Genomic DNA, 25,950 nt, shown 5'->3' with positions numbered 1-25,950 from the left:
CAGGCGGCGCCAGGCGACGCCGCACGGCGGGAGGGGCGGGAAGCGGGAGAGGGCTCAGACCAGGTACTGGCAGGTGTCCCGGCGCAGGAAGGCGCCGTGGCCGGCCCGGCCGAGCCAGGCGCCGTCGTCCAGCACGACGGTGCCGCGCGACATCACCGTCCGTGCCCGGCCGGTGAGTCGGCGGCCCTCGTAGGCCGAGTAGTCCACGTTCATGTGGTGGGTCGCGGCGGAGACGGTCTGCACCGCGGTGGGGTCGTAGACCACCAGGTCGGCGTCGGCGCCCGGGGCGATCGTGCCCTTGCGCGGGTGCAGGCCGAACATCCGGGCCGGGGTGGTGCAGGCGATCTCGACCCAGCGGCGCCGGCTGATGTGCCCGTCCACCACGGCCTGGTGGAGCAGGTCCATCCGGTTCTCGACGCCGGGCAGGCCGTTGGGGATCTTCGAGAAGTCGCCCCGGCCCAGCTCCTTCTGGCCGACGAAGCAGAACGGGCAGTGGTCGGTGGAGACCACCTGGAGGTCGTTGGTGCGCAGCCCGCGCCAGAGCGCCTCCTGGTGCTCGCGCGGCCTGAGCGGCGTGCTGCACACGTACTTGGCGCCCTCGAAGCCGTCGGCGCCCTCCTCGGCGAGGTTGTCGGTGGAGAGGAAGAGGTACTGCGGGCAGGTCTCGCCGAAGACGTTGAGGCCGGTGTCCCGGGCCTGGGCGATTTCGGCGAGCGCGGCGGCGGCGGAGACGTGCACCACGTAGAGCGGGCTGCCGGCCACCTGGGCGAGCTTGATCGCCCGGTGGGTGGCCTCCGCCTCCAGCAGTTCGCGGCGGACCTCGCCGTGGTAGCGGGGCGCGGTCCTCCCGGCGGCGAGCGCCTGTTCGACCAGGACGTCGATGGCGATGCCGTTCTCCGCGTGCATCATGATCAGCCCACCGTTGGCGGCGCCGCGCTGCATGGCGCGCAGGATGCGGCCGTCGTCGCTGTAGAAGACGCCGGGGTAGGCCATGAAGAGCTTGAAGGAGGTGGACTCGCCGGAGTCCACGAGGGCGTCCATCTCCTTCAGCACGGCGTCGTTGACGTCGGAGACGATGGTGTGGAAGGCGTAGTCGATCGCGCAGTTGCCCTCGGCCTTGGCGTGCCAGGTGTCCAGGCCCTCGCGCAGGGAGCCGCCGACCGGCTGGACGGCGAAGTCCACGATGGTGGTGGTGCCGCCCCAGGCGGCGGCCCGGGTGCCGGTCTCGAAGGTGTCGGAGGCCGCGGTGCCGCCGAACGGCAGTTCCATGTGGGTGTGGGCGTCGACGCCGCCGGGGATGACGTAGTGGCCGGTGGCGTCGATGACGGTGTCGGCGGTCCAGGCCCCGGCGGCGGAGCTGCCGGTGGCGGCGAGGGCGGCGATGCGCTCGCCCTCGATCAGGACGTCGGCGTGGACCTCCTCGGTCGCGGTGATGACGAGGCCGCCGCGGACGACGGTGCGCTGGTGCGGGTCGCGGGCGGCCCGCACGTCGTTGGTGGTCATCGCGCTGCTCCTCACGCCTCGGCGAGCGGTCCGTAGGCGTCGGGCCTGCGGTCGCGGTAGAACGCCCACTGCTGGCGGACCTGCTCGATCAGGCCGAGGTCGAGGTCGCGGACGACGAGTTCCTCCTCCTTGTCGGAGGCGACGTCGCCGACGAACTGGCCGCGCGGGTCCACGAAGTAGGAGGTGCCGTAGAAGTCGTTGTCGCCGTACTCCTCGGTGCCGACGCGGTTGATCGCGGCGACGTAGTACTCGTTGGCGACGGCGGCGGCGGGCTGTTCGAGCTGCCAGAGGTAGGCGGACAGGCCGCGGCTGGTGGCCGAGGGGTTGTAGACGATCTGCGCGCCGGCCAGGCCCAGGGCGCGCCAGCCCTCGGGGAAGTGGCGGTCGTAGCAGATGTACACACCGACCTTGCCGACGGCGGTGTCGAACACGGGCCAGCCGAGGTTGCCGGGCTTGAAGTAGTACTTCTCCCAGAAGCCCTTGACCTGCGGGATGTGGTGCTTGCGGTACTTGCCGAGGTAGCTGCCGTCGGCGTCGATGACGGCGGCGGTGTTGTAGTAGACGCCGGGCTGCTCCTCCTCGTAGACCGGGACGACCATCACCAGCCCGAGTTCGCGGGCGAGTTCCCGCATCCGGCGCACGGTCGGGCCGTCGGGAACGGCCTCGGCCCAGCGGTAGTGCTCGGCCTCCTGGACCTGACAGAAGTACGGGGAGTTGAAGACCTCCTGGAAGCCGATGATCTTCGCGCCCTGGGCGGCGGCCTCGCGGGCGTACCGCTCGTGGAGCGCGATCATGCTCTCCTGGTCGCCGGTCCAGCGGGTCTGGACGAGCGCGGCACGGACGATCTGCGACATGGGTACCTCCGCAACTCCGCGGTCCGGCCGTGCGGTCGGGCCCGCGGTCTGAGGGTTGACGGGGCGGGTCTGACCCGCGGTTCCGCTCGGGGAACCACAGGGTCTACGTGCGTAGAAAGCGATCTGTAGACGGTAGGCCCGGCCTCGGTGGCCTGACAATACGTTGACGGAAACGCGTCTGGGGAGATCTTGTTGCGCGGACACGCGGGCGGTCCCGGGTGCGATGAAAAGACGATCTACCCCGAGAGTCGCCTCCTTACTCGTTCGAGTGAAACCGAACGCCCGGGGTGCGCACATGGCGATGGCCGGGTAAGAGCCGCGTGAACTTCGCTGTGGATCGCGATGGACCGTCAGTCCTCGCTGGTTTCATGCGAGTTCGACGGCTCGGTCACGGGGGATCGAGGCGACCGAGCGGGGGGTGACGATGACGGTGGTGCGGAATTCCGCAGCGGAAACGGCGGAAACTGCGGGAGCAGCAGGCACGGCGGGGGGCGAGGCGGGAGGCGCGGTTCCGGCCGGTACGACCACGGGCGGAAGCCCCGCGGCTCGGTCGCCCGCCCTGCCCGCCTGGGCCGGCCTGCTGCTCGCCCTCGGCGCACTGGTCCCGGTCGTCCTCGGCGCGCTGCTGTTCCGGCACCGGGCACCGCAGGTTCGGGACGTCGCCCTCCAACTGGCCGGTTCCCGTGCGGCCGCCGAGGCGGTGGTCGGAGGGCGCGTCGCGGACCACCTGGCCGCACTGCAAGCCGACGGCTGGCTGATCGGCGGCTACGCGCTGACGCTGCTCGCCACCGCACTGCTCGGTGGGTACCTGCTCGGACCGGCACGCCGACGGCTGCCGGCGCTCGCGGTCGGCGCCGCCGGGCTACTGGCGGCCTGCTGCGACCTCGGCGAGGACGCGTTGCTGCGCGCGGGGCTCGACGGCCTCCGCCCCGGCACGGGCGGCTCCGACACCTCCTCCGACACCCCCTTCGCCGCCGCCACCGCGCTCGCCACCGTCAAATGGCTGCTGCTCCTGCCCGCCGGGGCGGTCGCGGCAGGGCTCCTGGTGGTGACCGCCGCCCGCGCCGTACGCGGGCTCCGGCCGGCGCGGGCGGGCGCGAAGGCCCACGGCACCGACTTCCCCGAGCGCCCGGCGCTGATCCCGCCCTGGCCGACCGCCACCCGGCACGGCGCCCCACCGGCCGCCGCCGCGCCTCCGGACGCCCACGGCCCGCCGGGCGCCCGGGACACCCCGGTCCGGCACGCCCGCTGGCGCGACGCCGCACGGGTGCCGCCCGGCCGCGAACCCGCCGAACTCGGCTTCTGCGCCTCCGGCGGCGGCATCCGCTCGGCCTGCGTCACCCTCGGCGCGCTCCAGTCGCTGCGGCCCTGGCTGAAACGGGCCCGCTACCTCGTCTCCGTCTCGGGCGGCGGCTACACCGTCGGCGCACTCCAGCTCGCGCTCAGCGACTCGGCGCCCGGCAGTCCGGTGCACGCCGTCTCGGGCCTGACAGCCGACACCGTGATGGAACCCGGCTCCCCCGAGGAGGACCACCTCCGCCGGCACGGCAAGTACGTCGCCGACGGCGCCGGCGAGTGGCTGGTCGCCCTCGGGACGCTGCTGCGTGGCGTCCTGTCCGCGCTCACCCTGCTGCTGGCCGCCGTCCTGACGCTCGGCCTCGGACTCAGCCGCTGCTACCGGGCCGTACCGCTCACCGACCTGAGCCACCTGGCGGCCGCCGGGCTGCGCCACACCGACGCCGTACCGGGCCCGTTGGAGTTCCGGGTGCCCGCGCTCGCCGCCCTCGGCGTGCTGCTGGCCACGGCCGCCGGGTGCTGGCTGCTCTGGCTGCTGGCCTTCCCGTCGCTCGGCTGGCAGGCGCTGCTGCCGCGCGCCCTGCGCCGGGCCAACCTCGGCCTCCTCTGGCTGGCCGCCCTGCTGACCGTCGGGGTGCTGGCGGTGCCGGAGCTGGCCTGGGGCGCGGTGCGGCTGCAGCAGGCGCTGGCGGCCGGGCCGCAGCTGACCGGCGCGGGTCTCGGCCTGACCGTGGCGCTCAGCTACCTGGCCCTGCTGCTCGGCATACTCTGGCGCGACCGCCGCTCGCCCGGCCGGGGTGCCACCCCACCGGGCACGGCGGGCACGGCAGAGCGCGGTACCGGCCGCGGCGCGGGCCGTGCCCACGGTGGTCGTGCCGCCGGCCTGCCCCAGACCCTCGTGGTGTGGTCCGCCCTCCTGGCGCTGACGGCCGGTGCGCTGCTGGCCCTCGGCTGGGCGGTCGCCACCGGGTACGCCTGGCCGACCGCCGTCCAGGTGCTGCTGCCGCTACTGCTCGGCGCGGTCGGGCTGAACCTCGACCAGACCTGGATGAGCCTGCACCCGTTCTACCGGCTGCGACTGGCCTCGGCGTTCGCGGTCCGGCGCGCCACCGAGGGCGGCCGGTCGGTGGCCCGCCCGTACCACTTCTTCCGGGAGCAGACCTGGCTGAGCCACTACGGCGCCCGGCGCCCCGACTTCCCCCAGGTGATCTTCTCGGCGGCGGCCAACCTGTCGGGCAACTCCCGTACGCCGCCGGGCCGTCCGGCGGTCTCCTTCTCGCTCTCGTACGACTACGTGGGCGGTCCGGACATCGGGTACGCGCGCACCGACCTGCTGGAGCGGCGCACCCGTCCGCACATCGCCCGGGACCTCACCGTGCAGTCGGCGATGGCCGTGTCCGGCGCGGCCTTCTCCTCCGCGATGGGGCGGGAATCCCGGGTCCACCAGCGACTCTTCGCGGTGACCAACGCCCGCCTCGGCACATGGCTGCCCAACCCGGCGGTGCTCGGCCCGGACTGGTCCGGCCCACCGGACTGGCGCCGCCCCGCGCAGCCGGCCGTCCGCCGCCTTCCGTACCAACTGCGGGAGCTGATCGGGCGGTTCCCGGCCGACGACCGCTTCCTGCTCACCACCGACGGCGGCCACTACGAGAACCTCGGGCTGGTCGAGCTGCTGCGGCACCGGGTGGGCACGGCGGTCTGCATCGACGCCAGCGGGGACGCGGGCTACGCCGTCAAGCTGGCCGCCGCGATCACCCTGGCCCGCGAGGAGCTGGGCGTCGTCATCACCCTGCACGAGCCCGAACTGCTGATCCCCGGCAGCGCCGCCGACCTGCCGACCGACCTGCCGTGCGCCCGAGCCACCGACCCACCCGCCGGGGGCGGCGGCGCGGACGGCCGCGCGGGCCGCCGGCCACCCTTGCGCGGGCTCGCGGCACAGCTGTCCGCCCGGCTCTCGGCCCGGGCGGTGATCACCGGGGACATCCACTACCCGGACCTGGACGAGGGGCCAGGGGCAGTCCGGCACGGCCGGCTGGTCGTCCTCCAGGCGGTGCTGACCGCCGACATGCCGTACGAGCTGCACGCCTACGCGATGGCGAACCGGGCCTTCCCGAACGACCGCACCAGCGACCAGTGGTTCGACCACCAGCAGTTCGACGCCTACCAGACACTCGGCCGCCACTTGGGCAAGCAAGCCGCACCCCTGGTCGAACAGGCACTGGCCGACCAGGCACCGGCCGGACCGGCGCCGGGCGCCGACGGATCGGTACCCGCGCAGCCGACGGGCGACACCGCGTCGGCGCCGCCCGCCACGAGTCCACCGGTTCCGCGCCACCTGGTCGAGGAGTAGAGGTCGCGGAGTGGACCAGGGGCGGTCGAGGAGGACGGTCGAGGAGTGCTCGAAGGGCGGTCCGACCGGGGGCCGACGGGTCCGCCCGGCACCGGCAACGGACGACGGCGGGCCGCCGGCTCGGCTTGACTTCGTCCGGTTCGCTCGGGAAAGATCCGGCGCATGGACTCCGGCGCCACTCTGGTCTGCCGCCTGCACGTCGATCTGCGACGCCAGGCGAGTTCCATCTGTGCCTGTTGACCTTGCTCTCCCCCGCCGGTCCCGCCCTGTGACGTCCGCCAGGTTCCGCGCCGCGCACCCGTACCCGCAGTTCTGACTCCTGCCCCGCCCCGGCGCATCCGTTCGTGCCGAGCCGCTCCGTCGGCCCGCGCCCGTCCGACGCCGCCGGACGCCGGGCGCTTCCCGACGACGTTCCCGCCGCACCCGAGGACGCCCCATGAGCCCGAGCCCGAGCATCAGCCGCCACACCCGCCCGGCCACCGGCCCCGAAGCCGACATCGGCACCACCACCGGTGCCGGTGCCATCACCATCGCCGGCATCACCACCGCCGACACCATCGGCACAACCGCCGCCGCCGGCTCCGCGAGCCCGGCGAGCGCCCCCGAGCCACCACCGCCGCCCGCCGGGGACACCCCCGCGCCGCTCACCCCCAGCACCCTGCGGACCATCGTCCGCGAGCTGGCCGAGCGGCCCGACGAGTGGATCCACCACGTCCGCCTCTCCACCGAGGAGCGCTGGTACCGCCGCCTGGCGGCCGACGAGGACCACGAGGTGTGGCTGATCAGTTGGCTGCCCGGCCAGTCCACCGGCTTCCACGACCACGGCGGCTCGCGCGGCGCCTTCACCGTCGCCCTCGGCGAGTTGGAGGAGCTGTCCCTCGGCGGCCCGGAGCAGGGCCTGCTGATCCGGCGGATCCCGGCCGGCACCGCCCGCGCCTTCGGCCCCGAGTACGTGCACGACGTGCGCAACACCGCCGTCGGCCCTGCCGTCACCCTGCACGCCTACTCACCGCCGCTGAGCTCGATGGCGCACTACGACCTGCGGGCCGGCGGGCTCGTCCGCACCTCCGAGGAAGGACCGGAACAATGGTGACCACGATCGACGACCTGGTGGAGCGGGCCCGGCAGGGCGTGCACCGGCCGCGCGCCCGCGAGGCCTACCAGGCCCAGTTGGACGGCGCGCTGCTGGTGGACATCCGTCCGGCGGCGCAGCGGGCGGCCGAGGGGGAGATCCCCGGCTCGCTGATCATCGAGCGCAATGTGCTGGAGTGGCGGCTCGATCCGACGGGCAGTCACCGGATCCCCGAGGCCTCGGGCTACGACGTCGAGGTGATCGTGGTCTGCTCCGAGGGCTACGCCTCCAGCCTGGCCGCCGCTTCCCTGCGTGAGCTGGGGCTGCACCGGGCGACCGACCTGGACGGCGGTTTCGTGGGCTGGGCGGCCTCCGGTCTGCCGACCCGTCAGGGCGGCTGAGGTCGCGTTCGCACCGCGTGCCGGGCGGTAAATCAAGGACAGGAGATGATGCAGGTCATAGTCTGATCAGAGTTTCCGCCGGTCCAAAGCTGGGCAGCCACGCGGGCGGAAGTACGCCCGGGCGCTTGAAACCGCCGTCACCGAACGACCCGACCGAACGACCGAACGACCCAGGCGCCGCCTCCCCGGGGCGCCCTGACGAGGAAACTCCCACGTGATCAGATTCGAGGGCGCCGGAAAGCGCCACCCCGACGGCACCGTCGCGGTCGAGGGCCTGGACCTGGAGGTCCCGACCGGTCGGATAACCGTCCTGGTCGGCCCGTCCGGCTGCGGAAAGACCACTCTGCTGCGCATGGTCAACCGAATGGTCGAGCCGACCTCGGGCCGGGTCCTGCTGGACGACACGGACGTCGCGAAGCTGGAACCCGCCAAGCTGCGCCGTGGCATCGGGTACGTGATCCAGCAGGCCGGGCTCTTCCCGCACCGCAAGGTGATCGACAACATCGCCACCGTCCCCTACCTGCTCGGCTGGGACCGCAAGAAGGCCCGCGCCCGCGCCGCCGAACTGCTCGAACTGGTCGGACTCGCACCGGAGACCGCCAAGCGGTACCCGTTCCAGCTGTCCGGCGGCCAGCAGCAGCGGGTCGGCGTGGCGCGGGCGCTGGCCGCCGACCCGCCGGTGCTGCTGATGGACGAACCGTTCAGCGCGGTCGACCCGGTGGTGCGGGCCGGGCTCCAGGAGGAACTGCTGCGGCTCCAGTCCGAGCTGCACAAGACGGTGCTGTTCGTCACCCATGACATCGAGGAGGCCGTCCGGCTCGGCGACCAGGTGGTGGTGCTCCGCGAGCGCGGACGGATCGCCCAGCTGGCCGACCCGCACACCCTGCTCACCACCCCCGCCGACGAGGGCGTGGCCGCCTTCCTCGGGCGCGACCGGGGCCTGCGCGGCCTCGGCCTGCGCCCCGCCCGGGCCGTCGAGCTCCGCCCGGTGGGCGACGGACTCCGCTACGGGGGCTGGGAGTTGGCCCTGGACGACGAGCGCCGCCCGATCGGCTGGATCAACCGCGACGCCGTCGTCGCCGAACTCCAGCCGACGGCCGGCTTCCACCCCGACAGCGACACCCTGCGCACCGCGCTGGACGCCGCCGTCCTCTCCCCCGCCGGGGTCGCCGTGGCGCTGGACGCCGACGGCCGGGTCACCGGCACCGCGAGTCGCGAGGCCGTCCTCGCCGCGCTGCGGCCCGACGCCTCCGGTTCGCCGGCCGCCGATGCCCCCGTCCGCATCGGCAAGCCCCCGATCGCCGGGAGCCACGCGGACGACGCGAGCGCCACGGGCGGCACGGGCAACGCGAGCGACTCCGGCGGCACAGGCGGTACAGGCCGCACGGACGGCACGGACGGAGCCGATGGTGGACGATGAACCGATCGTCCGCTGGTACTGGATCGGCGACCACCTCGGCTACCTCGGCCACCTGCTCGCCGACCACGCCGTGATCGCCCTCGTCCCCGTGCTCATCGGCCTGCTGCTGGCCGTCCCGCTCGGCCTGGCCTGCGCCCGCTACCCCCGGCTGTACCAGCCGCTGTCCGCCGTGTTCAACATCGTCTACGCGCTGCCCTCGCTGGCCGTGTTCGTGGTGCTGATCCCGTACACCGGCCTCGCCACCCAGGCGACCGTGATGATCCCGCTCACCTTCTACGCCCTCGCCGTGCTGCTGCCGACCACCGTGGACGGACTGCGCGCCGTCCCGGACGCCGTCCGGCAGGCCGCGACCGCGATGGGGTACGGGCCGTGGCACCGGCTGACCTCGGTCGAGCTGCCCGCCGCCGTGCCGTACCTGATCGCCGGACTGCGGGTCGCCGCGGTGTCCAGCATCTCGCTGGCGAGCGTGGGTGCGCTGGTCGGCCGCGGCGGGCTCGGCTACCTGTTCGTCGACGGCTTCCAGCGCACCTTCCCGACCCCGATCGTGGCCGGCATCGCGCTGATCGCCGTCCTGGCACTGGCCGTCGACCTGCTGCTGGTCACCGCCCGGCGGCTGCTCGCGCCCTGGGCCGTCCGGGAGAAGGGAGCCGGCTCGTGAACTGGCTGAACTGGCTGGGCGACTTCTTCACCGCCCCGGACCACCTCAGCGGGCCGGACTCGATCGCGCACCGGGTCGCCGAGCACCTGCTGCTCTCCGGCGAGGCCCTGCTGTGCGCGACGCTGCTCGCCGTCCCGCTCGGGCTGTTGATCGGCTACACCGGGCGCGGCGTCACCGTGGTGACCGCGTTCGCGGGCGCCGCCCGCGCCCTGCCGACCCTCGGCCTGGTGACGCTGGCCGTGCTGCTCGCCGGGGTCGGCGACACCGCCGTGCTGATCCCGCTGGTCGCCCTCGCCGCGCCGCCGTTGCTGGTGGCCGCCGTCGAGGGGGTGCGCGGCACCGACCCGGACGTCCGGGACGCCGCCCGCGGCATCGGGCTGACCCATCCCCAGGTGCTGCGGCAGGTCTGCCTGCCCTCGGCCGCGCCGACCCTGCTGGCCGGCTTCCGCACGGCGACCGTGCAGGTGATCGCGACCGCCACGGTGGCCGCCTACGTCGGTCTGGGCGGCCTCGGCCGCTACGTCATCGACGGGCTGGCGACCCGCCAGTACGCCGTGACCGTGGGCGGCGCGCTGCTGGTGGTGCTGCTCGCGGTCGCCGCCCAGCTGTTCTTCGCCCTGCTCGCCCGGTTCGCGCTCCCGCCCGGGGTGCGCGCCCAGCAGCGGCCCCACTGACGTCCGTCTCCCCTCACCTCCCGTTCCGGAAGGACATTTGTCATCATGTCGACAATCAACCGAAGCCGTCGCGCCGTCGTCCTCGGCACCCTCGCCGCGCTCGCCCTCGGCGCCACCGCCTGCGGATCCTCCGGCGGGGACCCGCTCGGCGGGGGGTCGAGTGCCTCGGCCCCGGCAGGCGGCTCGGGTGGCTCAGGCGGCTCAGGGTCGACGGTCGTGGTCGGCTCGGCGAACTTCCCGGAGAACGTCCTGCTCGGGTCGATCTACTCGCAGGCGCTCAAGGCCAAGGGCGTCAAGGTCCAGGAGAAGTTCAACATCGGCAGCCGCGAGGTGCTCTACGGACAGCTGCAGAGCGGCAACCTGACCGTCCTGCCGGAGTACAACGGCTCGCTGCTCGCCTACCTGGACCCCAAGTCCACCGCCGCCACCACCCAGGAGGTGAACGCGGCGCTCAGCACGACGCTGCCCGCCTCGCTGGGCCTCCTCGAATCCTCCCCGGCCGAGGACAAGGACTCGCTCAGCGTCACCCAGGAGACGGCCGACAAGGACAACCTCAAGAGCATCGCCGACCTCGCCGCCAAGGCCGGAGAGTTCACCATCGGCGGGCCGCCGGAGTTCAAGAACCGTCGCGAGCAGCAGCTCAAGGACGTCTACGGGCTGACCTTCAAGGAGTGGAAGCCCACCGCCGACACCACCGCGAACGCGCTCAAGGACGGCAACATCCAGGTCGGCAACGTGTTCACCACCGACCCGAAGATCGCTCAGTACAAGCTCGTCCCGCTGGCCGATCCGAAGAACATCTTCGGCGCGCAGAACGTCACCCCGCTGGTCTACAAGGCGGGCGTGGACGCGACCGCGACGGCGGCGCTCAACGCGGTGTCGGCCAAGCTCGACACCGCCGGGCTGGTGGCTCTGATGAAGCGCGTGTCGGTGGACAAGGAGGACCCGTCGGCGGTCGCCAAGGACTGGCTGAAGTCCAACGGACTCGGCTGACGGCGCTCCGGCGCGGACTCCCGCGGACTCCCGTGGACGCCCGTGGACGCCTGTGGACGCCTGTGGACGCCCGCCGATCGTGAACGCGGCGGCCCGGAGGAGCTTCCTCCGGGCCGCCGCCCGCCATTCCGGCGTTCCGGCGTTCCTCCTGAGCCACCGGAGACACCTTCCCTTCCATGCCGCGAACATGACACTCTGGGCGCCATGCGCACTCGTCTCCTCGCCGCCACCCTCACGGCACTCGCCGCGGTGAGCCTCGCAGCCTGCTCCAGCTCCGGATCGGGCTCGGGCTCGGGCTCGGACAAGGCCACCTCCGCGGCCGGCTCCCCCACCGCCTCCGCCGCATCGACCCCCGCGCCCTCCGACGCCGCCACCACACCCGCGGCTCCCGCGCCCGGCTCGGCCGCCCCCACGGCCGACGGCGCGACCGGCGCTCCCACCCCCGACGCCGGCACCTCGGGAGCCCCCGCGCCGGCCAAGCCCGCCCCGCCCACCGACGCCGGACTGCCCGCCAAGCCGGGCAGCGACCTGGCGACCAAGCTGGTGTCCGCGCTGGACGCGATCGACCCGGCGATCGTCGGCGGAAAGCCGGACCAGGCCGTGGACCGGGCGCGCAACCAGTGCCAGTCGATGTACCAGTTCCCCAAGGACAAGCAGAAGCTGGTCGACCTGGCCAACCAGCGCTTCACCTCGGCCGACCACCCGCAGGGCTTCGGCCCGGACACCGCCGCGAAGATCAACGAGGCACTGCTCTCCACGCTCTGCCCGCCGTCCCGCTGACTCCGGCACTGATCCAAGCCACCGATCCGGGCCGACAGGTCCACGGATCCGCGACACCATGAACCGCCCGGCGTCCTGAGCGCCGGGCTGCCGTGGCCGCGCCCCCTTCCGGGGTGCGCGGCCACGGTCTTCTCGTTTCGGGGCCCCTCGCCGTCACCGACGCCGACTCCAGCACCGACTCCAGCACCACCCTCTCCCGCCCCCTTTCACCACGCGGACCGTGTGCTGACGAACTGTTAGGACTCTTGACAGACCAGTGGTCTAGTCCAAACATAAGCATGTCGATCCGACCGGGATGCACTGTGGGGGTGTGACCACCGGCGGCTGAGGCACTGCCCTGCCATGCTCCACTCCACCCCCGCTCCGTACGGTGCGCATGCGCACGCCGCCCGCGTCCGCGCGAGTCGGTGGGCGTTCGCACGCCCGCACTCCCGCACTCCCGATATCCGCCCCGGTCCCGGGATCGCGGCCGACCTCACTCGGCCGCTCTGCCCGGACCGACCGCACCTCCCCAACGTCCTGCCCCACCAAGTCTGTTGGAGAATCCATGCGCCTTCGCAGAACAGTCCAGGCCGTGTTGACGGCCTGCGCCACGCTGGCCGCCTCGGCCGGCCTGGTCGCCGCCGGGACGAGCTCCGCCCAGGCCGCCACCCCGCTCCCCAGCCGGGTCTTCGCCCCCTACTTCGAGTCCTGGACCGGCCAGAGCCCGGCCCAGCTGGCCGCGCAGTCCGGCGCCAAGCACCTGACCATGGCGTTCCTCCAGGCCGCCACCAAGGGCTCCTGCACGCCGTACTGGAACGGCGACACCTCCAAGCCGGTGTCCTCCTCCACCTTCGGCGCCGACATCGCGACCATCCGCGCCAACGGCGGGGACGTGATCCCGTCCTTCGGCGGCTACACCGCCGACAACACCGGCACCGAGCTGGCCGACAGCTGCACCGATGTCAACCAGATCGCGGCCGCTTTCGAGAACGTGATCACCACCTACGACGTCAGCCGGATCGACCTCGACATCGAGGACAACTCGCTCACCAACAGCGGCGGGATCGACCGCCGCAACAAGGCGATCAAGCTCGTCCAGGACTGGGCGGCCACCAAGGGCCGGACCATCCAGTTCTCCTACACGCTGCCGACCACCCCCTCCGGACTGGCCGACAGCGGCCTCGCGGTGCTGCGGAACGCGGTCAGCAACAACGCGCGGATCGACGTCGTCAACATGATGACCTTCGACTACTACGACAACGCCACCCATGACATGGCGGCCGACACCCAGACCTCCGCGCAGGGCCTCTACAACCAGCTCGCCAAGCTCTACCCGTCCAAGACCCCCGCCCAGCTGTGGGGTTCGATCGGGATCATCGAGATGATCGGTGTCGACGACTTCGGCCCGGCCGAGACGTTCACCCTGGCCAACGCCAACACCGTGTACAACTGGGCGGTCTCCAAGGGCATCAACACGCTGTCCTTCTGGGCGCTCCAGCGCGACAACGGCGGCTGCCCGGGCACGGCCGGGAACGACAACTGCTCCGGGATCACCCAGAACACCTGGGACTTCAGCCACATCTTCGCGCCGTTCACCAGCGGCTCGACGGTGAACAACGACTTCTCGGTGTCGGTCAGCCCGAACTCCGCCACCGTCGCCGCCGGTTCGTCCACCTCGGCGACCATCGCGACGGCCGTGACGGCGGGCTCGGCGCAGAGCGTCAACCTGACGGTCAGCGGAGCCCCGGCCGGCGTCACCGCCACCGTCACCCCCGGCAGCGTCACCGCCGGCAACAGCGCCACGCTCAACATCAGCACCATCTCCGGTGTGACGCCCGGGAGTTACCCGATCACTGTGACCGGCTCGGCGGCCTCCGGAAGCCACACCGGCACCTTCACCCTGAACGTCACCGGCACCCAGCCCGGCAACGACTTCTCGGTCGCCGTGAACCCGAACTCCGGTACGGTCGCGATCGGTTCGTCCACCTCCGCCACCATCACGACGGCGACCATCGCGGGCTCGGCGCAGAACGTCAACTTCTCGGTCATCAGCGTCCCGACCATCGGCATCAACACCACCGTCACCCCCGGCAGCGTCACCACCGGCAACAGCGCCACGCTCAACATCAGCACCACCTCGGCCGCGACTCCGGGCACCTACCAGCTCGGCGTCACCGCCACAGGCCCCTCCGGCAGCCACACCGCGGCCTACGCCCTGACCATCACCGGAACCGGCCCGACGACCGGCCTGGTCAACGGTGACCTGGAGAGCGGCAGCCTGACCCCGTGGACCTGCCAGAGCGGCGGCGCCGTGGTCTCCACCCCGGTCCACTCCGGCACCAAGGCGCTCCAGGCGGCGGCCACCGCCGGCCAGACCGGCGAGTGCTCGCAGACCGTCACCCTGAAGCCCAACACCAGCTACACCCTGAGCGGCTGGGTGCAGGGCAACTACGCCTACGTCGGCGTCAGCGGCGGCGCCACCGCCAGCGCCTGGACCAGCTCCTCCGGCTGGACCAAGCTGTCCGTCCCCTTCACCACCGGCGCCAACGGCACCGTCACTGTGTACCTGCACGGCTGGTACGGCCAGGGCAACGTGTACGGGGACGACTTCTCCATCGCCTGAGTCCGCTTCGAGTAACGAATGACGAATGACGGATGACAGCTGACAGATTTCATTTTCTGTCAGCTGTCATCCGATATCTGTTCGCTGATCCCTGTTACCTGTTCGCTGCTATCTGTTCCCTGTCGTCCGTTCGCCGGCGTCCGTTCGCCGCTGTTCGCTCGTCAGCCGCCCGCCGCCCGCATCCGCTCCGGCCGGCACAGCGCCAGGTACGCCACCGTCGCCAGCACCCCGCAGACCAGGACCACCAGCGCCAGCAGCACGGCGGACGGCCGACCGCCGAGGCTGCTCAGCGGTGCGACCACCGCACCGCACAGGAAGTTGCCCGTCCCCAGCAGCGCCGACGCCGTGCCCGCCACCTGCGGCTCGACCAGGCCGAGCGCCTGGGCGGCGGTGTTCGGCAGCAGTACCCCGAGGCTGCCCATCATCACGAACAGCGGCGGGCAGAACCCGGCCAGCCCGAAGTCCCACACCGTCGTCAGCAGCACCAGCGCCGCCCCGGCGGCGACCGCCGCCGCGAGGCTGCCCAGCATCAGCGCCCGCTGGGTGAAGCGCGGCGCCAGCACCCGTCCGTTCACCTGGGTCATCACCACGATCGAGAACGAGTTCAGCCCGAACAGCAGGCTGTAGGTCTGCGGCGAGACCTGGTACACGTCCTGGAGGACCGTCGACGACCCGCTGATGTAGCCGAAGAGCGCCCCGAAGGCGAGGGAGCTGGTCAGCGCCAGTCCGAGGAACGGCAGGTTGCGCAGCAGCCTCCCCATCGTCCGCAGGGCCGCACCGACCCCGCCGCGGTCCCGGGTCTCCGGCGGCAGCGTCTCGCGCAGCACACCGAACGAGACCAGGGTGAGCAGCAACCCGAGGGCCGTGAGCACGCCGAAGGTGCCGCGCCACGAGGTGAACCGCATCAGCTGCGCACCGATGATCGGGGCGAGGATCGGGGCCAGCCCGGATATCAGGGCGATCGAGGCGAGGAAGCGCAGCAGCGCGACGCCCTGGAAGCGGTCCCGGGAGACGGCGCGCCCGATCACCAGCCCGGCGGAGCCGGCCGCGCCCTGGACGAAGCGGCCGACGATCAGCACCGTCAGGTTCGGCGCGAACACGCACGCCACGCTGGCCAGGGTGTAGAGCACGAGCCCCGCGAGCAGCGGCCGACGGCGCCCGTAGCGGTCGCTGAGCGGCCCGAAGAGCAGCTGACCGGCCGCGACCCCGAGCATCGAGAAGGTCAGGGTGAGCTGGACGGCGGCCGGCTGGGCGACCAGGTCGTCGGCGATCGCGGGCAGGCCCGGGAGGTAGAGGTCGGTGGTGAGCGGGCCGAGCCCGGCAATCCCGCCGAGGGCGGCGATCACGGCCCAGCCGGGCCGGGCCTGGCCGGTGGCGGGGGCCGGGGCCGGGGCGGCAAGGGACGCGGGGCCGGGTGTGGTGGCGGGTGCGGGAGCGGGAGCGGCAGCGGTCGACGTGTCGTCGGTGGGGCCGACGGTCGGGCCGGGCATGGTTCTCCTTACGGACGGGTGACGCGGGGTTCGTTCGCGCTCCGTCCTATCGCAGCCCGGGCCGGTTCCGACAGCGGGGGTGCACGCTGTTCGGCCGAGGGGGTGCCTCCGGCGGTCGCCCCGCGGCCCGGCCCGGCCCGCACACGACGACGGCCCGCCCGCACCTTCCGGTGCCCGGCGGGCCGTTCCGTTCCGCTCCCCGGGCCGGAGTGGCCGGGAGGAGAGTCCTCAGCAGTGGTCGGGAGGGCCGTCGCCCGGTCGGCGGGCGCCCCCGGGGCCGGTCGCCGGACTCAGCGCTTGGCGACGTGCTCGGCGCGCAGCGCCGCCTGCACCGCGGCGCCGTCCTGCCAGGCGTAGAGCTGGTTGCCGGTCAGGGCCACGTTGTAGTGCCCGCAGGTGCCGGTGGCCTTGGTCGCGACGCTCTCGGGGAACCAGCCGGCCTTGAGCGCCTGCGGCACCGGGTGCGCGCTCTTGCCCGGCAGCCCGGCGGTGCAGCCGGCGGGCAGCCGGCCCTCCGGGAGGGTGGCGCGCAGCAGGCGGTCGTCGCCCGTGGTGGACATCAGGTACTTCACCCCGGAGGCGTCGTCGGGCAGCCAGGTCGGCATCGACCGGCGGTCGGCCTTGGCCTGGGTGCCGCTCTCGTACGAGCCCTGCTGCTGGTGGTGCTCGTCGTACCAGTCGGACACCCGCGGGCCGATTGCCACAGCCGCCACGGCGACGGCCATGCCGGTACCCGCGACTCCCAGCGCGACCTTGCTCACGATGCCCTTCATGCCCGACTGCCCTCTCCGTGTCGTGACCGATGCGGCCGTTGCCGCTCGTGCCGCTGCTGCTCGTCCTCGCTGTCGGCGGCCGCTCAGGTTCGCGTCACCGACCCGGTCGGCGTGCTCCGCCGTCCGGTGCAACCATCGTGGCCCGTCCGGACCCGTCGGATCGTCACCACCAGGTCGCGAACTTGTCTCCGACCCACGGGGTAGCTTCTCCACCTTCAGGCGTATGTCCTCCGACAGGGACCCTGAGGCCCGCGGATTCCGGACCTGCGGATTCCGGCCCCGCGGATCCCTGAGCCGCAGGCCCCGGCACCGCCGGTCGCCGGGTCCGTGCCGCTCCGGCGCTCAGGTTGGCACGCCCGGGTCGAGAACGGCCCGAGCCCCGATCGAGCCTTGCTCAAGCCCGGAGCCGCCGCAGCCCGGCCTGCTGCAGCCGGGTCACCGGCCGCCGCCGCCTCGGACCATCACTGCCTCGGACCACCACCGCTTCGGGCCGCCGCGGTGTCAGACCGCCGCCGGTACCGGACGGGCGACCGGGAACGGGCGGCCGTCGAGGGTCCAGTGCGGGTCGATCGGACGCAGCAGCGAGGCGTACACCTGCGCGGCGACGTCCGAATGACGGATCTCGCCGGTGGGCGGGCCGGCCGGGATGCCGTGCCCGGCGCAGGCCACCCAGGCCGTCCGCTCCTCGGCCGTACGGCCACCGTGGCCGCCGGCGTCCACGTGCCCGTGGTCGGTGACGACGATGACCGTCCACTGCTCCTCGGCGTGGGTCGCCCGGCCCCGGACGGCGTCGAGGAGGCGGCCGAGGCGCCCGTCGGCGGTGCGCATGGACGCGCGGTACTCGTCGCCGCAGCCCAGGAAGTGGGCGGTCTCGTCGACAGCGCCGAGGTACACGAAGGACGCCTCGGGGTCTGCGGTGCCGAGGACGTGGACGGCCTCCCGGGTGACCTCCTCGTCCACCGCCTCCCAGGCCTCGGGGGTGTCCTCGGCGGGGGCCACGTAGGAGAGCCGGCCGGGGGCGCGGAACAGCGGGCCGCCGGACTCGTTGATCATCAGCGGGTCCCAGCCGGCCGCGACAAAGGTGCGGCGGCGGTCGCCCCGGGCGAGGCGGGTGGCGAAGTCGGGGAACACGTCGAGCCGGTTGCCGCCCAGGTGGTTGCCCCACACCCCGTGCTTGGTGGGCTCGACGCCGGTCACGATGGTGGCCCAGCACGGCCCGGACATGGTGGGCGTGCCGTCCGCGACGGTGACCGGCACCAGGAACCCGGCCTCGGCGACCTCCTGCAGGCGGGGCATCGGCACCTGCGCCAGGAAATCGTGGCGGACGCCGTCGATCCCGACGACGAGCACGCGGGGGCGGGGCCACTGGGCAGCGGACATGGGGGTTCCTTTCGGTCGTGCGCACCCGGCCGCGCCCGCCGAGGGCGCCGCCGACCGCGCCATGGTTCACCGACCGCCGTACCGGTCGGCGTCCCACCGCCGAACGTCAGGTGTCCACGAAGTGTCGGACAGGCGTTCCCGCGCCCCGGGCGGAGCTCCACCGCTGCCGTCCGGGGCGGGCACGGGGTCCAGGACTGCCGTCCGGGAGCGGGTCAGGAGGGTCCGGTGCGCGGCAGCCTGGAGCCGTCCGGGCAGACCGCGGGCGGCAGCGACTTGTCGGCGGGCGGCCGTCTCACGGCTGCGGGCGGAACTCGTGGACGACCTCGATGCGGCCGACGATGTGCCGGTTGAACTCGTCCAACTCCTCGGCTGGCACCCAGAGTTCGAGGATCGTCCGGCCGCCCGCCCGCTGAACGGGGTAGCGCGCGAGGAAGGCGGTGTCGACCTCGAAGCGGGTGACGTAGCCGACGCCCGAGGCGGGCACGTTCCAGTCCCGGGCGATCCGGATCGCGTAGTCCTCGTTGAGGACGGGGTAGAAGATCGGCTGCTCGGGGAGGCGGGGCGGCCAGGCGCGCCGGTCCGCGGCCTCGACCAGGGCGAGCTCCTCGGGGCCGGTGGGGCGCCAGAGGGTGGTGGTCGGGGGCTGTGTCGGGACGAACCGGCTGGTCATGGCAGGGACGGTAGCCGGGCCACGACGGGCCCGGCCACCGGTTTTCCCGGGCCGTGAGGGACGACGAGATGCGGCGAGGGCGGCCGTCAGCGGTAGGCGGACTCGCCGGTGATGGCCTCGCCGAGCACCAGGGTGTGGATCTCGCTGGTGCCCTCGTAGGTGAGCACCGATTCCAGGTTGTTGGCGTGCCGCAGCACCGGGTACTCGGTGGTGATGCCGTTGGCCCCGAGGACGGTCCGGGCACTGCGGGCGATCTCCAGAGCGGTGCGGACGTTGTTGAGCTTGCCGAAGCTGATGTGCGGCGGGCGGGCGGCGCCCTGCTCCTTGAGCCGCCCGATCCGCAGGGCGACCAGGTACGCCTTCTCGACCTCCAGCATCATCTCGACCAGCTTCTGCTGGGTCAGCTGGAAGCCCGCGATCGGACGGTCGAACTGGACCCGGCTCTTGGCGTAGTCCAGGGCGGAGGTGTAGCAGTCGCGAGCGGCGCCGACGGTGCCCCAGAGGATCCCGTAGCGGGCCTCGTTGAGGGAGGAGAGCGGTCCGCGCAGGCCGACCACCCCGGGCAGCACGGCGTCGGCGGGCAGCACCACGTCGTCGAAGGCCAGCTCGCTGGTGACGGAGGCGCGCAGCGAGAGCTTGCCGTGCACATCGGTGGCGGTCAGGCCGCGGGCGCCGCGCTCGACCAGGAAGCCGCGCACGCCCTCCTCGGTCTGCGCCCAGACCACGGCGACGTCGGCGATGCTGCCGTTGGTGATCCACATCTTGCTGCCGGACAGCACCCAGTCGCCGCCCTCACCGCCCTTGCGCACCGCCCGGGTGCGCATGTTGGCCGGGTCCGAGCCGAAGTCCGGCTCGGTCAGGCCGAAGCAGCCGATCAGCTCACCGGCGGCCATGCCGGGCAGCCAGCGCTGCTTCTGCTCCTCGGAACCGAAGGCGTGGATCGAGCGCATGGCGAGTGAGCCCTGGACGGAGACGAAGCTGCGCAGCCCGGAGTCGGCCGCCTCCAGCTCCATGCAGGCCACCCCGTACGCCACCGCGTCGGCGCCGGCGCAGCCGTAGCCGTCGAGGTGCATGCCGAGCACGCCCAGGGCGCCGAGCTCGGGGGCGAGTTCGCGGACCGGGAAGACCCCGCGTTCGAACCACTCGCCGATGTGCGGGCGGATGCGCTCCTCGGTGAACCGGCGGACGGTGTCGCGGATCAGCCGCTCCTCGTCGGAGAGCAGATCGCCGACGGCGAGCAGGTCGGACGGGTCGATCCGGGTCGGCTTCGTCACTGAAGCTCCTTGTACTCTCGGCGGGGCACCGGCGGAACACCGGCGAGTATTCCGCACCCGGCCGGGTGGTGAGCGGGCCTGAACGAGTGAGGATGGCGACACGTTCGACGGCGCACCCGGGGGCGCGTACGGCCGAGCGGAGGCGAACCGGAGGGAAAGGGGCGGGGCAGGACATGGCACGTTGGGCGCTGGTCGTCGAGGAGACGGTGGGCATGGGCCAGGATCGGATCTGGGGGAGCAAGGTGCTCGCCGAGGTCGAGGGGACCCGCGAGGAGGCCGTCGAGGAGCTGAGGCGGCTCGTCCCCTCCTACACCCCGGAGCACCCCTTCAACAGCCGACGGCGGACGCTGCTCCGCGACGGGGACACCTACCTGCTGATCGCCCAGGGGAGCATGCGCGACTACCACTGCGTGTTCAAGGTGTGGGAGCTGCTGTGGGACAGCAAGCGGCCGGAGGTACAGGCGGAGCGACTGGCCGAGGGGCGCGGGGAAGGCCGCTGACGGCGAACGGGCGGCGGCCGACGAGCACCGGATCGCGGATCACAGCCGACGGATCACAGCCGACAGCCGACGAATAACAGATAACGGATAACAGCTGACAGATTTCAAACTCTGTCAGCTGTCACCCCACCCCGCAGAGCCGCAGCAGCGCCGTGGTCGCCGCACCCGCGACGACCACCAGCGGGAACGGTGCCCGGCGCAGCACGAGCACTCCCGCGACCAGTACGCCCGCCGGACGGGCCCACCCCGCGAAGCCGTGCCCCTGGGTCAGCGCGCCGGTCGCGACCAGGGCCACCAGCAGCACCGCCGCCGCGACGGCCAGCAGGTGCCGCAGCCGCTCCGAGAGGGCGAGCCGACCGGCGAGCAACGGCCCGGCCAGTCGGTAGGCGTACGTTCCGGCCGCGAGCAGCAGAACGGCATACAGCGGCATCATCGGACCTCCTCCTTCTCCGCGTCCGCGGCGTTCGGTCCGTCCGCCGCCTTCCGACCCGATTCCCCGGCCGCCGACCGACCGGCGAACACCAGCCCGACCAGGGCGAGCAGCACCGGCAGCCCGGCGGGGACGAACGGGGTCGCCGCGACCGCGACCACCGCACCCGCCACCGCCGCCGTACGGGTGCGGCGGTCCGCGAGCGAGGGCAGGACGAGCGCGAGCAGCACCCCGGGGAAGGCCGCGTCCAGTCCGAACGCGTCCGTGTCACCGATCAGCCCGCCCGCGAGGGCGCCGAGCAGCACCGAGACGTTCCAGACCACGAACAGGGCGACCCCGCAGAGCCAGTACACGGCCCGGCGCCGACGGGGATCGCTCTGCTGCAGGGCGAAGGCGGCGGTCTCATCGGTGAGCAGTTGCGCTCCCACCAGCCGCCGCCACCACGGGCCGTCGGGCACGTCGGCCACGGTGAAGCCGAAGGGCAGCAGCCGGGCGTTGAGCACCAGTCCGGTGGCGACCGCGGCGAGGGCGCCGCCGCCGGAGAGCACCACGCCGACCGCCGCGAACTGGGAGCCGCCGGCGAAGACCAGGACGGAGAGCGTGATCGGCACCCAGAGGGGCAGGCCCCCGGAGACGCTGATCGCGCCGAAGGACACGCCGACCAGGGCATCGGCCAGGCAGACCAGGGCGACGTCCCGGAGGGTGGAACGCTCCAGTGTTCGAAGTAGCGAACGCATGTTCATTAGAGTGAACCGACTCGGCGTCGTTCGTCAAGGCGAACACTCGGACCGATCGGGCGAACTGCGGCCGATGCGATCGGCCGTGGCAGCATGAACGGCGACATCGGCCGCACCGGCGAGCCGTGGAAGGGGCCAGGAGGAAGCGTGAGGAAGCGTGAGTGGCGAGCATGAGTGACCAGAGCACCCCGGCCACGGACTCCGGCGGCTCCGACGGCTTCGGCCGCTCCAGCAGCAGCGATAGCAGCGGCAGCGCCGGCAGCGGTGCCAACGGCGGCGGCGAGCTGATCGGCCAGATCGCCGTCTCGATCAGGCGCGAGCGCGAGCGCAGCGGGCTGTCGATGGCCGAGCTGGCCCGGCGCGCGGGCATCGCCAAGTCCACGCTGTCCCAGCTGGAGTCCGGCGCGGGCAACCCCAGCGTGGAGACGCTCTGGGCGCTCGGCGTCGCACTGAACGTGCCGTTCAGCCGGCTCGTCGACCCGCCGCGCCCGGTGGTCAAGGTGATCCGGGCCGGCGAGGGCCCGGTGACCCACTCCGAGCGCGCCGACTACGCCGCCACCGCGCTCTCCTCCTGCCCGCCCAACGCCCGGCGCGACATCTATCGGATCGAGGCCCAGCCGGGTGAGGCCCGGGCCTCCGATCCACACATGCCCGGCACCGTCGAGCACGTGCTGATCGGTGCCGGGCGGGCGCTGGTCGGGCCGACGGAGGCGCCGGTGGAGCTGGGCCCGGGCGACTACGTGAGCTACCCGGGCGACACTCCGCACGTGTTCCGCGCCCTGGCTCCGGACACCCTCGCGGTGATCGTCATGGAGCACATCTGACACCTCGCCGGCTCTGACAGGGGGTGCCTGCTACTTCAACAGTCCGTCCAGGAAGGGATTTCCGAAGACCCGGTGCGGGTCGTGGCGGTCCAGGACAGCGACCGCCTCGTCCCAGCCGGGCCCGCCGCCCGCCCGCAGACTGTCCGGAACGACCCGGCCGAGCAGGTCCGGATCGGACCAGGCGGCGGCGTCGGTGTACGCCCAGCCCTTGGACCACTCGACCCGCAGGCCCGCCCGGGAGCCGTCGAAGGTGCGCAGCAGCCACTGCTCCAACTCCCGTGCGAAGCGCTCCAGTCCGGGGGTGCCGGGGAAGGCGAGGACGTCCAGCCAGACGGCCGTGTCCCATTCCGGTCGGTCGGCGCGCGGTCGCAGCGCGGACAGCAGCGGGGGCCGGGCGCCGGGGACGCCGGAGGAGGACGGGTCGTCCAGGCCGGTGACCCGGATCTCCACCGCGCCATTCACCGGGAACTCGCCCCGGGCCTGGCAGGAGGCGAGCAACTCCCGGTAGTAGGCGGCGAATTCACTCACCGCCCACTGGAGGTCGGCGCGCTTGAGGAGGATCGCGTAGCCGTTGGCGGTGACCCGCAGGGTGGTCGGGCGGACGTACTGGAGCAGGGTGCGCGAGGGTCCCCAGAGGTCGGACCGCAGTCCGCCCGCGAGCAGGTGGGTGAGCACCTCGCCGCTGAGCAGTCGGCGCAGCAGGGCGCCGGAGAGCAGGACTTCGGTGATGTCACCGGTGAGTCCCACCTTCGTGACCAGGTACTGGAGTTGACCGAACAGCGGGGCCGAGGCCCAGGCGCCGGTGACGATCTCGCCGGCGAGCCGGGCGACCGGTTCCGGAACGCTGTCCGAGAACGGGTAGTTGTACGGGTGGTCGACGGACAGGGAGGCGAGCGGCTTGCTCGGGGTGACGCTCCAGGTTTTGAGCCAGGGGTACTCGGTGTAGGCGAACCAGATCGCTTCGACCCGACCGTCGCGTTCCACGAAGTCGGCGAGGGTGCGCGGGCCTCCCCCGCTCCCGAGGACACCGCCGAGGACACCGCCCAGCACTCCCCCGAGCACTCCGCCGAGACCCCCGCCCCCGCCGGTACCCGCACCGGCCCCGGTGTCGGCGCCGGCGCCTGTTCCGGTTCCCGTCCCGGCCCCGGGGCGGGCGAAGAGCTCGCTCGCCGGGATGTCGAGTCGGCTGACGCAGCGCAGCGGCCGGTCGGCACCGGCCCGCAACACCACCTCGGTCAGGAAGGCTCGGCCGAGGTGGACCAGGAAGGCGGCGCTGTCGGCCTCGGAGCGGTCGAAGGTCCGCAGCGTGTAGCGGCCGGTGGCCGGGTCGAGGACGACGGCGGTGAGCCGGACGACCTGGTTGCTGACCGATCCGTAGCCGTGCCCCTCCGGTCGCACCTCCCCTGCGGCCGGGACGGCGGTGCCGTGGCCGCCGATGGCGAGTACACCGCCCACGGTGATCTCGCCGGGGGCCGGGCAGGCGGTCAGGCCGAGGCCGCGGTCCGCGAGGTGGGCGAGCAGGGCCTCCATGGTGGCGCCGGTCTGCACCCGGACGGTGTCGGGCGAGTCGGCGCCGATCGCGGTGAGGTGCCGGGTGGTGTCCACCAGCAGCACCCTGGCGCTCTCCGGGGTCCCGGCGGCGACGGTGAGCGGTGCCCAGGTGTGCCGGTACCCGGAGGCGCGCAGCCGCCAGCCGTTGGCGTGCGCCCAGTCGGCGAGGGCCGGGACCTCCTCGGCGGTGCGGGGCGCGCAGGTCCACAGCTGGTCGGTGCGGATCTCGCCGGACCAGTTCTGGAAGACCCGCTGGTAGAGCTCGGTGCCGGGGGGCAGCGCGGGCGGTACCGGCGCGGCGGCCTCGGCGCTGTCCGGGCCGACGGTGCCGCGCAGCAGCCAGGCCGCGCCGCCGAGCGCCGCCGACGCACCCAGCAACTGCCGCCGGGTGAGGCCACCGGGGGCGGTCCTCGCCGAGGTCTTCGCCGGAGCGTCGGTCGGGGCATCGGTCGGGGCGTCCACCTGGGTATTCAGTGGGGTCATCCCCTCCCGTGCCGCTGCGTCACCTGTTCCGCCCATCGGGCCGTGTCCTGTGGTCATCCGTCCGTCCGCCCCCTCGTCCTGGTCCCCCGGGCCGAGCTGCGCCGATCCGGGTCCGGCCGGAGTCCGCCCGGCCCGGTCTGGAGCGTATGAAGGGGCGCACGGCAGTTTGAAGCGCCCGCCGGGGATCTCACTCCTTCGAGTGAGATCGGCCCGATCGGCCCCGGGCGCCCCGTCCACCTGCACCGCTCCTCGTCCCGGCGCCGTTGCCCACGTCCTCGACCGGCGCATAGGTTGATCACGGTCACGGTTGATCACGATCACCCCACCTCACCCCACTCCACCCCGCCAGCCGGAGGCTTCGCCATGCCCTCGTCCACGCCCTCACCCGAGTCCTCGCGCGCCAACTCGCGCGCCGACTCGCCCGCGGACTCGCGGCCGGACTCGGCTGCGGACTCGGCCTCCGCCCCGTCCGCGAACCCGCCCGCCCGCGGAGCCCTGACCGTCGCCGTCGCCCAGCCCGTCTGCGCCGCCGCCGGCCGTGCGGACACCGTGTCCGAGAACGTCGCCCTGCACGCCGAGGCGGTGCGGAAGGCGGGCACCCGGCTGGTGGTGTTCCCCGAGCTGTCGCTGACCGGCTACGACCTGACCGCACCGGCCGTCGACCCGGCGGACGCCCGGCTCGCGCCGCTGGTGGCCGCCTGCGCCGCGACCGGCGCCGTCGCCCTGGTCGGGGCACCCGTCACCGAGACCGACGGGCGCGAGTCCATCGCCACGCTGGTGGTCACCGGGCAGGGCGCCGAGGTCGCCTACCGGAAGATGCGCCTGCACGGCGCCGAGGTCGAGCGCTTCGCCCCCGGCGGGAAGCCCGTCGTCCTGGAGCTGGACGGCCTGCGGCTCGGCCTCGCCGTCTGCGCGGACGCCGCCGACCCGGCGCACGCCGAGGAGACCGCCGCGCTCGGCATCGACGCCTACGTCGCCTCCACCCTCTACGGGCCCGGCGCCGCCCAGGCGGAGCGCCGGGACGGCCACGTCCGCGACCGGGCCGCCGCCCACGGGGTGTGGTGCGTGCTCGCGACCTGTGCCGGGGCGACCGGCGAGTACCCGGAGAGCTCGGGCGGCTCCGGCGTCTGGGCCCCGGGCGGCGAGCTCGTCGTCCAGGCCGGTACCGACCCGGGCGAGCTGGTCCGCGCCGAGCTGCCCCGCCGGTAGGAGCCGAGCCGGGGCCGGAAACC

General features: G+C 73.2%; 23 protein-coding genes. 13 read left to right on the top strand and 10 right to left on the bottom strand.

Annotated elements, in window-relative coordinates:
* Window positions 1–54 precede the first annotated feature (54 nt).
* Window positions 55–1,503, bottom strand: a complete 1,449-nt coding sequence (gene hydA / locus ACFVVA_RS02245) for a dihydropyrimidinase (protein WP_387684858.1) — start codon at window positions 1,501–1,503, stop codon at window positions 55–57.
* 11 nt (window positions 1,504–1,514) lie between these two features.
* Window positions 1,515–2,357 (bottom strand): nitrilase-related carbon-nitrogen hydrolase, encoded by an 843-nt coding sequence (locus ACFVVA_RS02240; protein ID WP_387684856.1) that lies wholly within the window; start codon window positions 2,355–2,357, stop codon window positions 1,515–1,517.
* A 433-nt stretch (window positions 2,358–2,790) separates the two neighbouring features.
* On the opposite strand from ACFVVA_RS02240, the gene ACFVVA_RS02235 reads away from it, so the two are divergent.
* From ACFVVA_RS02235 to ACFVVA_RS02190, 10 genes are all read left to right on the top strand, one after another.
* Complete coding sequence (locus tag ACFVVA_RS02235; RefSeq protein ID WP_387684854.1) at window positions 2,791–6,003, top strand: hypothetical protein; 3,213 nt, start codon at window positions 2,791–2,793, stop codon at window positions 6,001–6,003.
* 162 nt (window positions 6,004–6,165) lie between these two features.
* Window positions 6,166–6,243 (top strand): putative leader peptide, encoded by a 78-nt coding sequence (locus ACFVVA_RS02230; protein WP_107086570.1) that lies wholly within the window; start codon window positions 6,166–6,168, stop codon window positions 6,241–6,243.
* 196 nt (window positions 6,244–6,439) lie between these two features.
* Window positions 6,440–7,096, top strand: a complete 657-nt coding sequence (locus ACFVVA_RS02225; RefSeq protein WP_387684852.1) for a cysteine dioxygenase — start codon at window positions 6,440–6,442, stop codon at window positions 7,094–7,096.
* The gene (locus tag ACFVVA_RS02220; RefSeq protein WP_359900474.1) at window positions 7,090–7,476 is read left to right on the top strand and encodes a rhodanese-like domain-containing protein; all 387 of its coding nucleotides are present in this window, start codon (window positions 7,090–7,092) and stop codon (window positions 7,474–7,476) included. Before ACFVVA_RS02225 ends, ACFVVA_RS02220 begins: the two co-directional genes overlap by 7 nt.
* Window positions 7,477–7,690: 214 nt before the next feature.
* Window positions 7,691–8,896, top strand: a complete 1,206-nt coding sequence (locus ACFVVA_RS02215; protein WP_387684850.1) for an ABC transporter ATP-binding protein — start codon at window positions 7,691–7,693, stop codon at window positions 8,894–8,896.
* A complete protein-coding gene (locus ACFVVA_RS02210) occupies window positions 8,883–9,554 on the top strand; it encodes an ABC transporter permease (protein ID WP_359900470.1) in 672 nt (223 codons plus the stop codon). The genes ACFVVA_RS02215 and ACFVVA_RS02210 overlap by 14 nt, the downstream gene beginning before the upstream one ends.
* The gene (locus ACFVVA_RS02205; RefSeq protein ID WP_359900468.1) at window positions 9,551–10,228 is read left to right on the top strand and encodes an ABC transporter permease; all 678 of its coding nucleotides are present in this window, start codon (window positions 9,551–9,553) and stop codon (window positions 10,226–10,228) included. Before ACFVVA_RS02210 ends, ACFVVA_RS02205 begins: the two co-directional genes overlap by 4 nt.
* A 45-nt stretch (window positions 10,229–10,273) precedes the next feature.
* Window positions 10,274–11,221 (top strand): ABC transporter substrate-binding protein, encoded by a 948-nt coding sequence (locus tag ACFVVA_RS02200; protein ID WP_387684847.1) that lies wholly within the window; start codon window positions 10,274–10,276, stop codon window positions 11,219–11,221.
* Between the two features lie 204 nt (window positions 11,222–11,425).
* Complete coding sequence (locus ACFVVA_RS02195) at window positions 11,426–12,001, top strand: hypothetical protein (RefSeq protein ID WP_387684845.1); 576 nt, start codon at window positions 11,426–11,428, stop codon at window positions 11,999–12,001.
* Window positions 12,002–12,548: 547 nt separating this feature from the next.
* Complete coding sequence (locus ACFVVA_RS02190) at window positions 12,549–14,606, top strand: glycosyl hydrolase family 18 protein (protein WP_387684843.1); 2,058 nt, start codon at window positions 12,549–12,551, stop codon at window positions 14,604–14,606.
* Window positions 14,607–14,767: 161 nt separating this feature from the next.
* On the opposite strand, the gene ACFVVA_RS02185 is transcribed toward ACFVVA_RS02190, so the two are convergent.
* The 5 genes from ACFVVA_RS02185 to ACFVVA_RS02165 all read right to left on the bottom strand — a co-directional run bounded on the left by ACFVVA_RS02185 (window position 14,768) and on the right by ACFVVA_RS02165 (window position 20,193).
* Window positions 14,768–16,096, bottom strand: a complete 1,329-nt coding sequence (locus tag ACFVVA_RS02185; protein ID WP_387684841.1) for a multidrug effflux MFS transporter — start codon at window positions 16,094–16,096, stop codon at window positions 14,768–14,770.
* Between the two features lie 290 nt (window positions 16,097–16,386).
* Window positions 16,387–16,869, bottom strand: a complete 483-nt coding sequence (locus ACFVVA_RS02180; protein ID WP_387684839.1) for a hypothetical protein — start codon at window positions 16,867–16,869, stop codon at window positions 16,387–16,389.
* Between the two features lie 501 nt (window positions 16,870–17,370).
* Entirely contained in the window at window positions 17,371–18,249 is an 879-nt protein-coding gene (locus ACFVVA_RS02175; RefSeq protein ID WP_387684837.1) for an alkaline phosphatase family protein, read from the bottom strand.
* Window positions 18,250–18,541: 292 nt separating this feature from the next.
* Entirely contained in the window at window positions 18,542–18,919 is a 378-nt protein-coding gene (locus ACFVVA_RS02170; protein WP_359900454.1) for an ADP-ribosylation/crystallin J1, read from the bottom strand.
* Window positions 18,920–19,005: 86 nt separating this feature from the next.
* A complete protein-coding gene (locus tag ACFVVA_RS02165) occupies window positions 19,006–20,193 on the bottom strand; it encodes an acyl-CoA dehydrogenase family protein (RefSeq protein ID WP_387684835.1) in 1,188 nt (395 codons plus the stop codon).
* A gap of 173 nt (window positions 20,194–20,366) precedes the next feature.
* On the opposite strand from ACFVVA_RS02165, the gene ACFVVA_RS02160 reads away from it, so the two are divergent.
* Window positions 20,367–20,693 (top strand): hypothetical protein, encoded by a 327-nt coding sequence (locus ACFVVA_RS02160; RefSeq protein ID WP_387684833.1) that lies wholly within the window; start codon window positions 20,367–20,369, stop codon window positions 20,691–20,693.
* A 121-nt stretch (window positions 20,694–20,814) separates the two neighbouring features.
* Here ACFVVA_RS02160 and ACFVVA_RS02155 read toward each other — a convergent pair whose 3' ends face one another.
* Both ACFVVA_RS02155 and ACFVVA_RS02150 read right to left on the bottom strand, forming a co-directional pair.
* Window positions 20,815–21,123, bottom strand: a complete 309-nt coding sequence (locus tag ACFVVA_RS02155; protein ID WP_387685327.1) for an AzlD domain-containing protein — start codon at window positions 21,121–21,123, stop codon at window positions 20,815–20,817.
* Window positions 21,123–21,860: an AzlC family ABC transporter permease gene (locus ACFVVA_RS02150; RefSeq protein WP_387684831.1), complete on the bottom strand. Its 738-nt coding sequence runs from the start codon at window positions 21,858–21,860 to the stop codon at window positions 21,123–21,125. Before ACFVVA_RS02150 ends, ACFVVA_RS02155 begins: the two co-directional genes overlap by 1 nt.
* Window positions 21,861–22,021: 161 nt before the next feature.
* On the opposite strand from ACFVVA_RS02150, the gene ACFVVA_RS02145 reads away from it, so the two are divergent.
* Window positions 22,022–22,684: a helix-turn-helix domain-containing protein gene (locus tag ACFVVA_RS02145; RefSeq protein WP_387684829.1), complete on the top strand. Its 663-nt coding sequence runs from the start codon at window positions 22,022–22,024 to the stop codon at window positions 22,682–22,684.
* A 30-nt stretch (window positions 22,685–22,714) separates the two neighbouring features.
* On the opposite strand, the gene ACFVVA_RS02140 is transcribed toward ACFVVA_RS02145, so the two are convergent.
* The gene (locus tag ACFVVA_RS02140; RefSeq protein ID WP_387684827.1) at window positions 22,715–24,718 is read right to left on the bottom strand and encodes a cholesterol oxidase substrate-binding domain-containing protein; all 2,004 of its coding nucleotides are present in this window, start codon (window positions 24,716–24,718) and stop codon (window positions 22,715–22,717) included.
* A gap of 363 nt (window positions 24,719–25,081) precedes the next feature.
* Here ACFVVA_RS02140 and ACFVVA_RS02135 point away from each other — a divergent pair, with 363 nt between their 5' ends.
* On the top strand, window positions 25,082–25,927 hold the full coding sequence (locus ACFVVA_RS02135) for a carbon-nitrogen hydrolase family protein (RefSeq protein WP_387684825.1): 846 nt from the start codon (window positions 25,082–25,084) through the stop codon (window positions 25,925–25,927).
* Window positions 25,928–25,950: the final 23 nt, after the last annotated feature.

The sequence above is a fragment of the Kitasatospora sp. NPDC058048 genome (assembly GCF_042885555.1).
Lineage (GTDB): Bacteria > Actinomycetota > Actinomycetes > Streptomycetales > Streptomycetaceae > Kitasatospora > Kitasatospora lactacystinica.
This window is presented reverse-complemented; position numbering and strand designations above follow the sequence as displayed.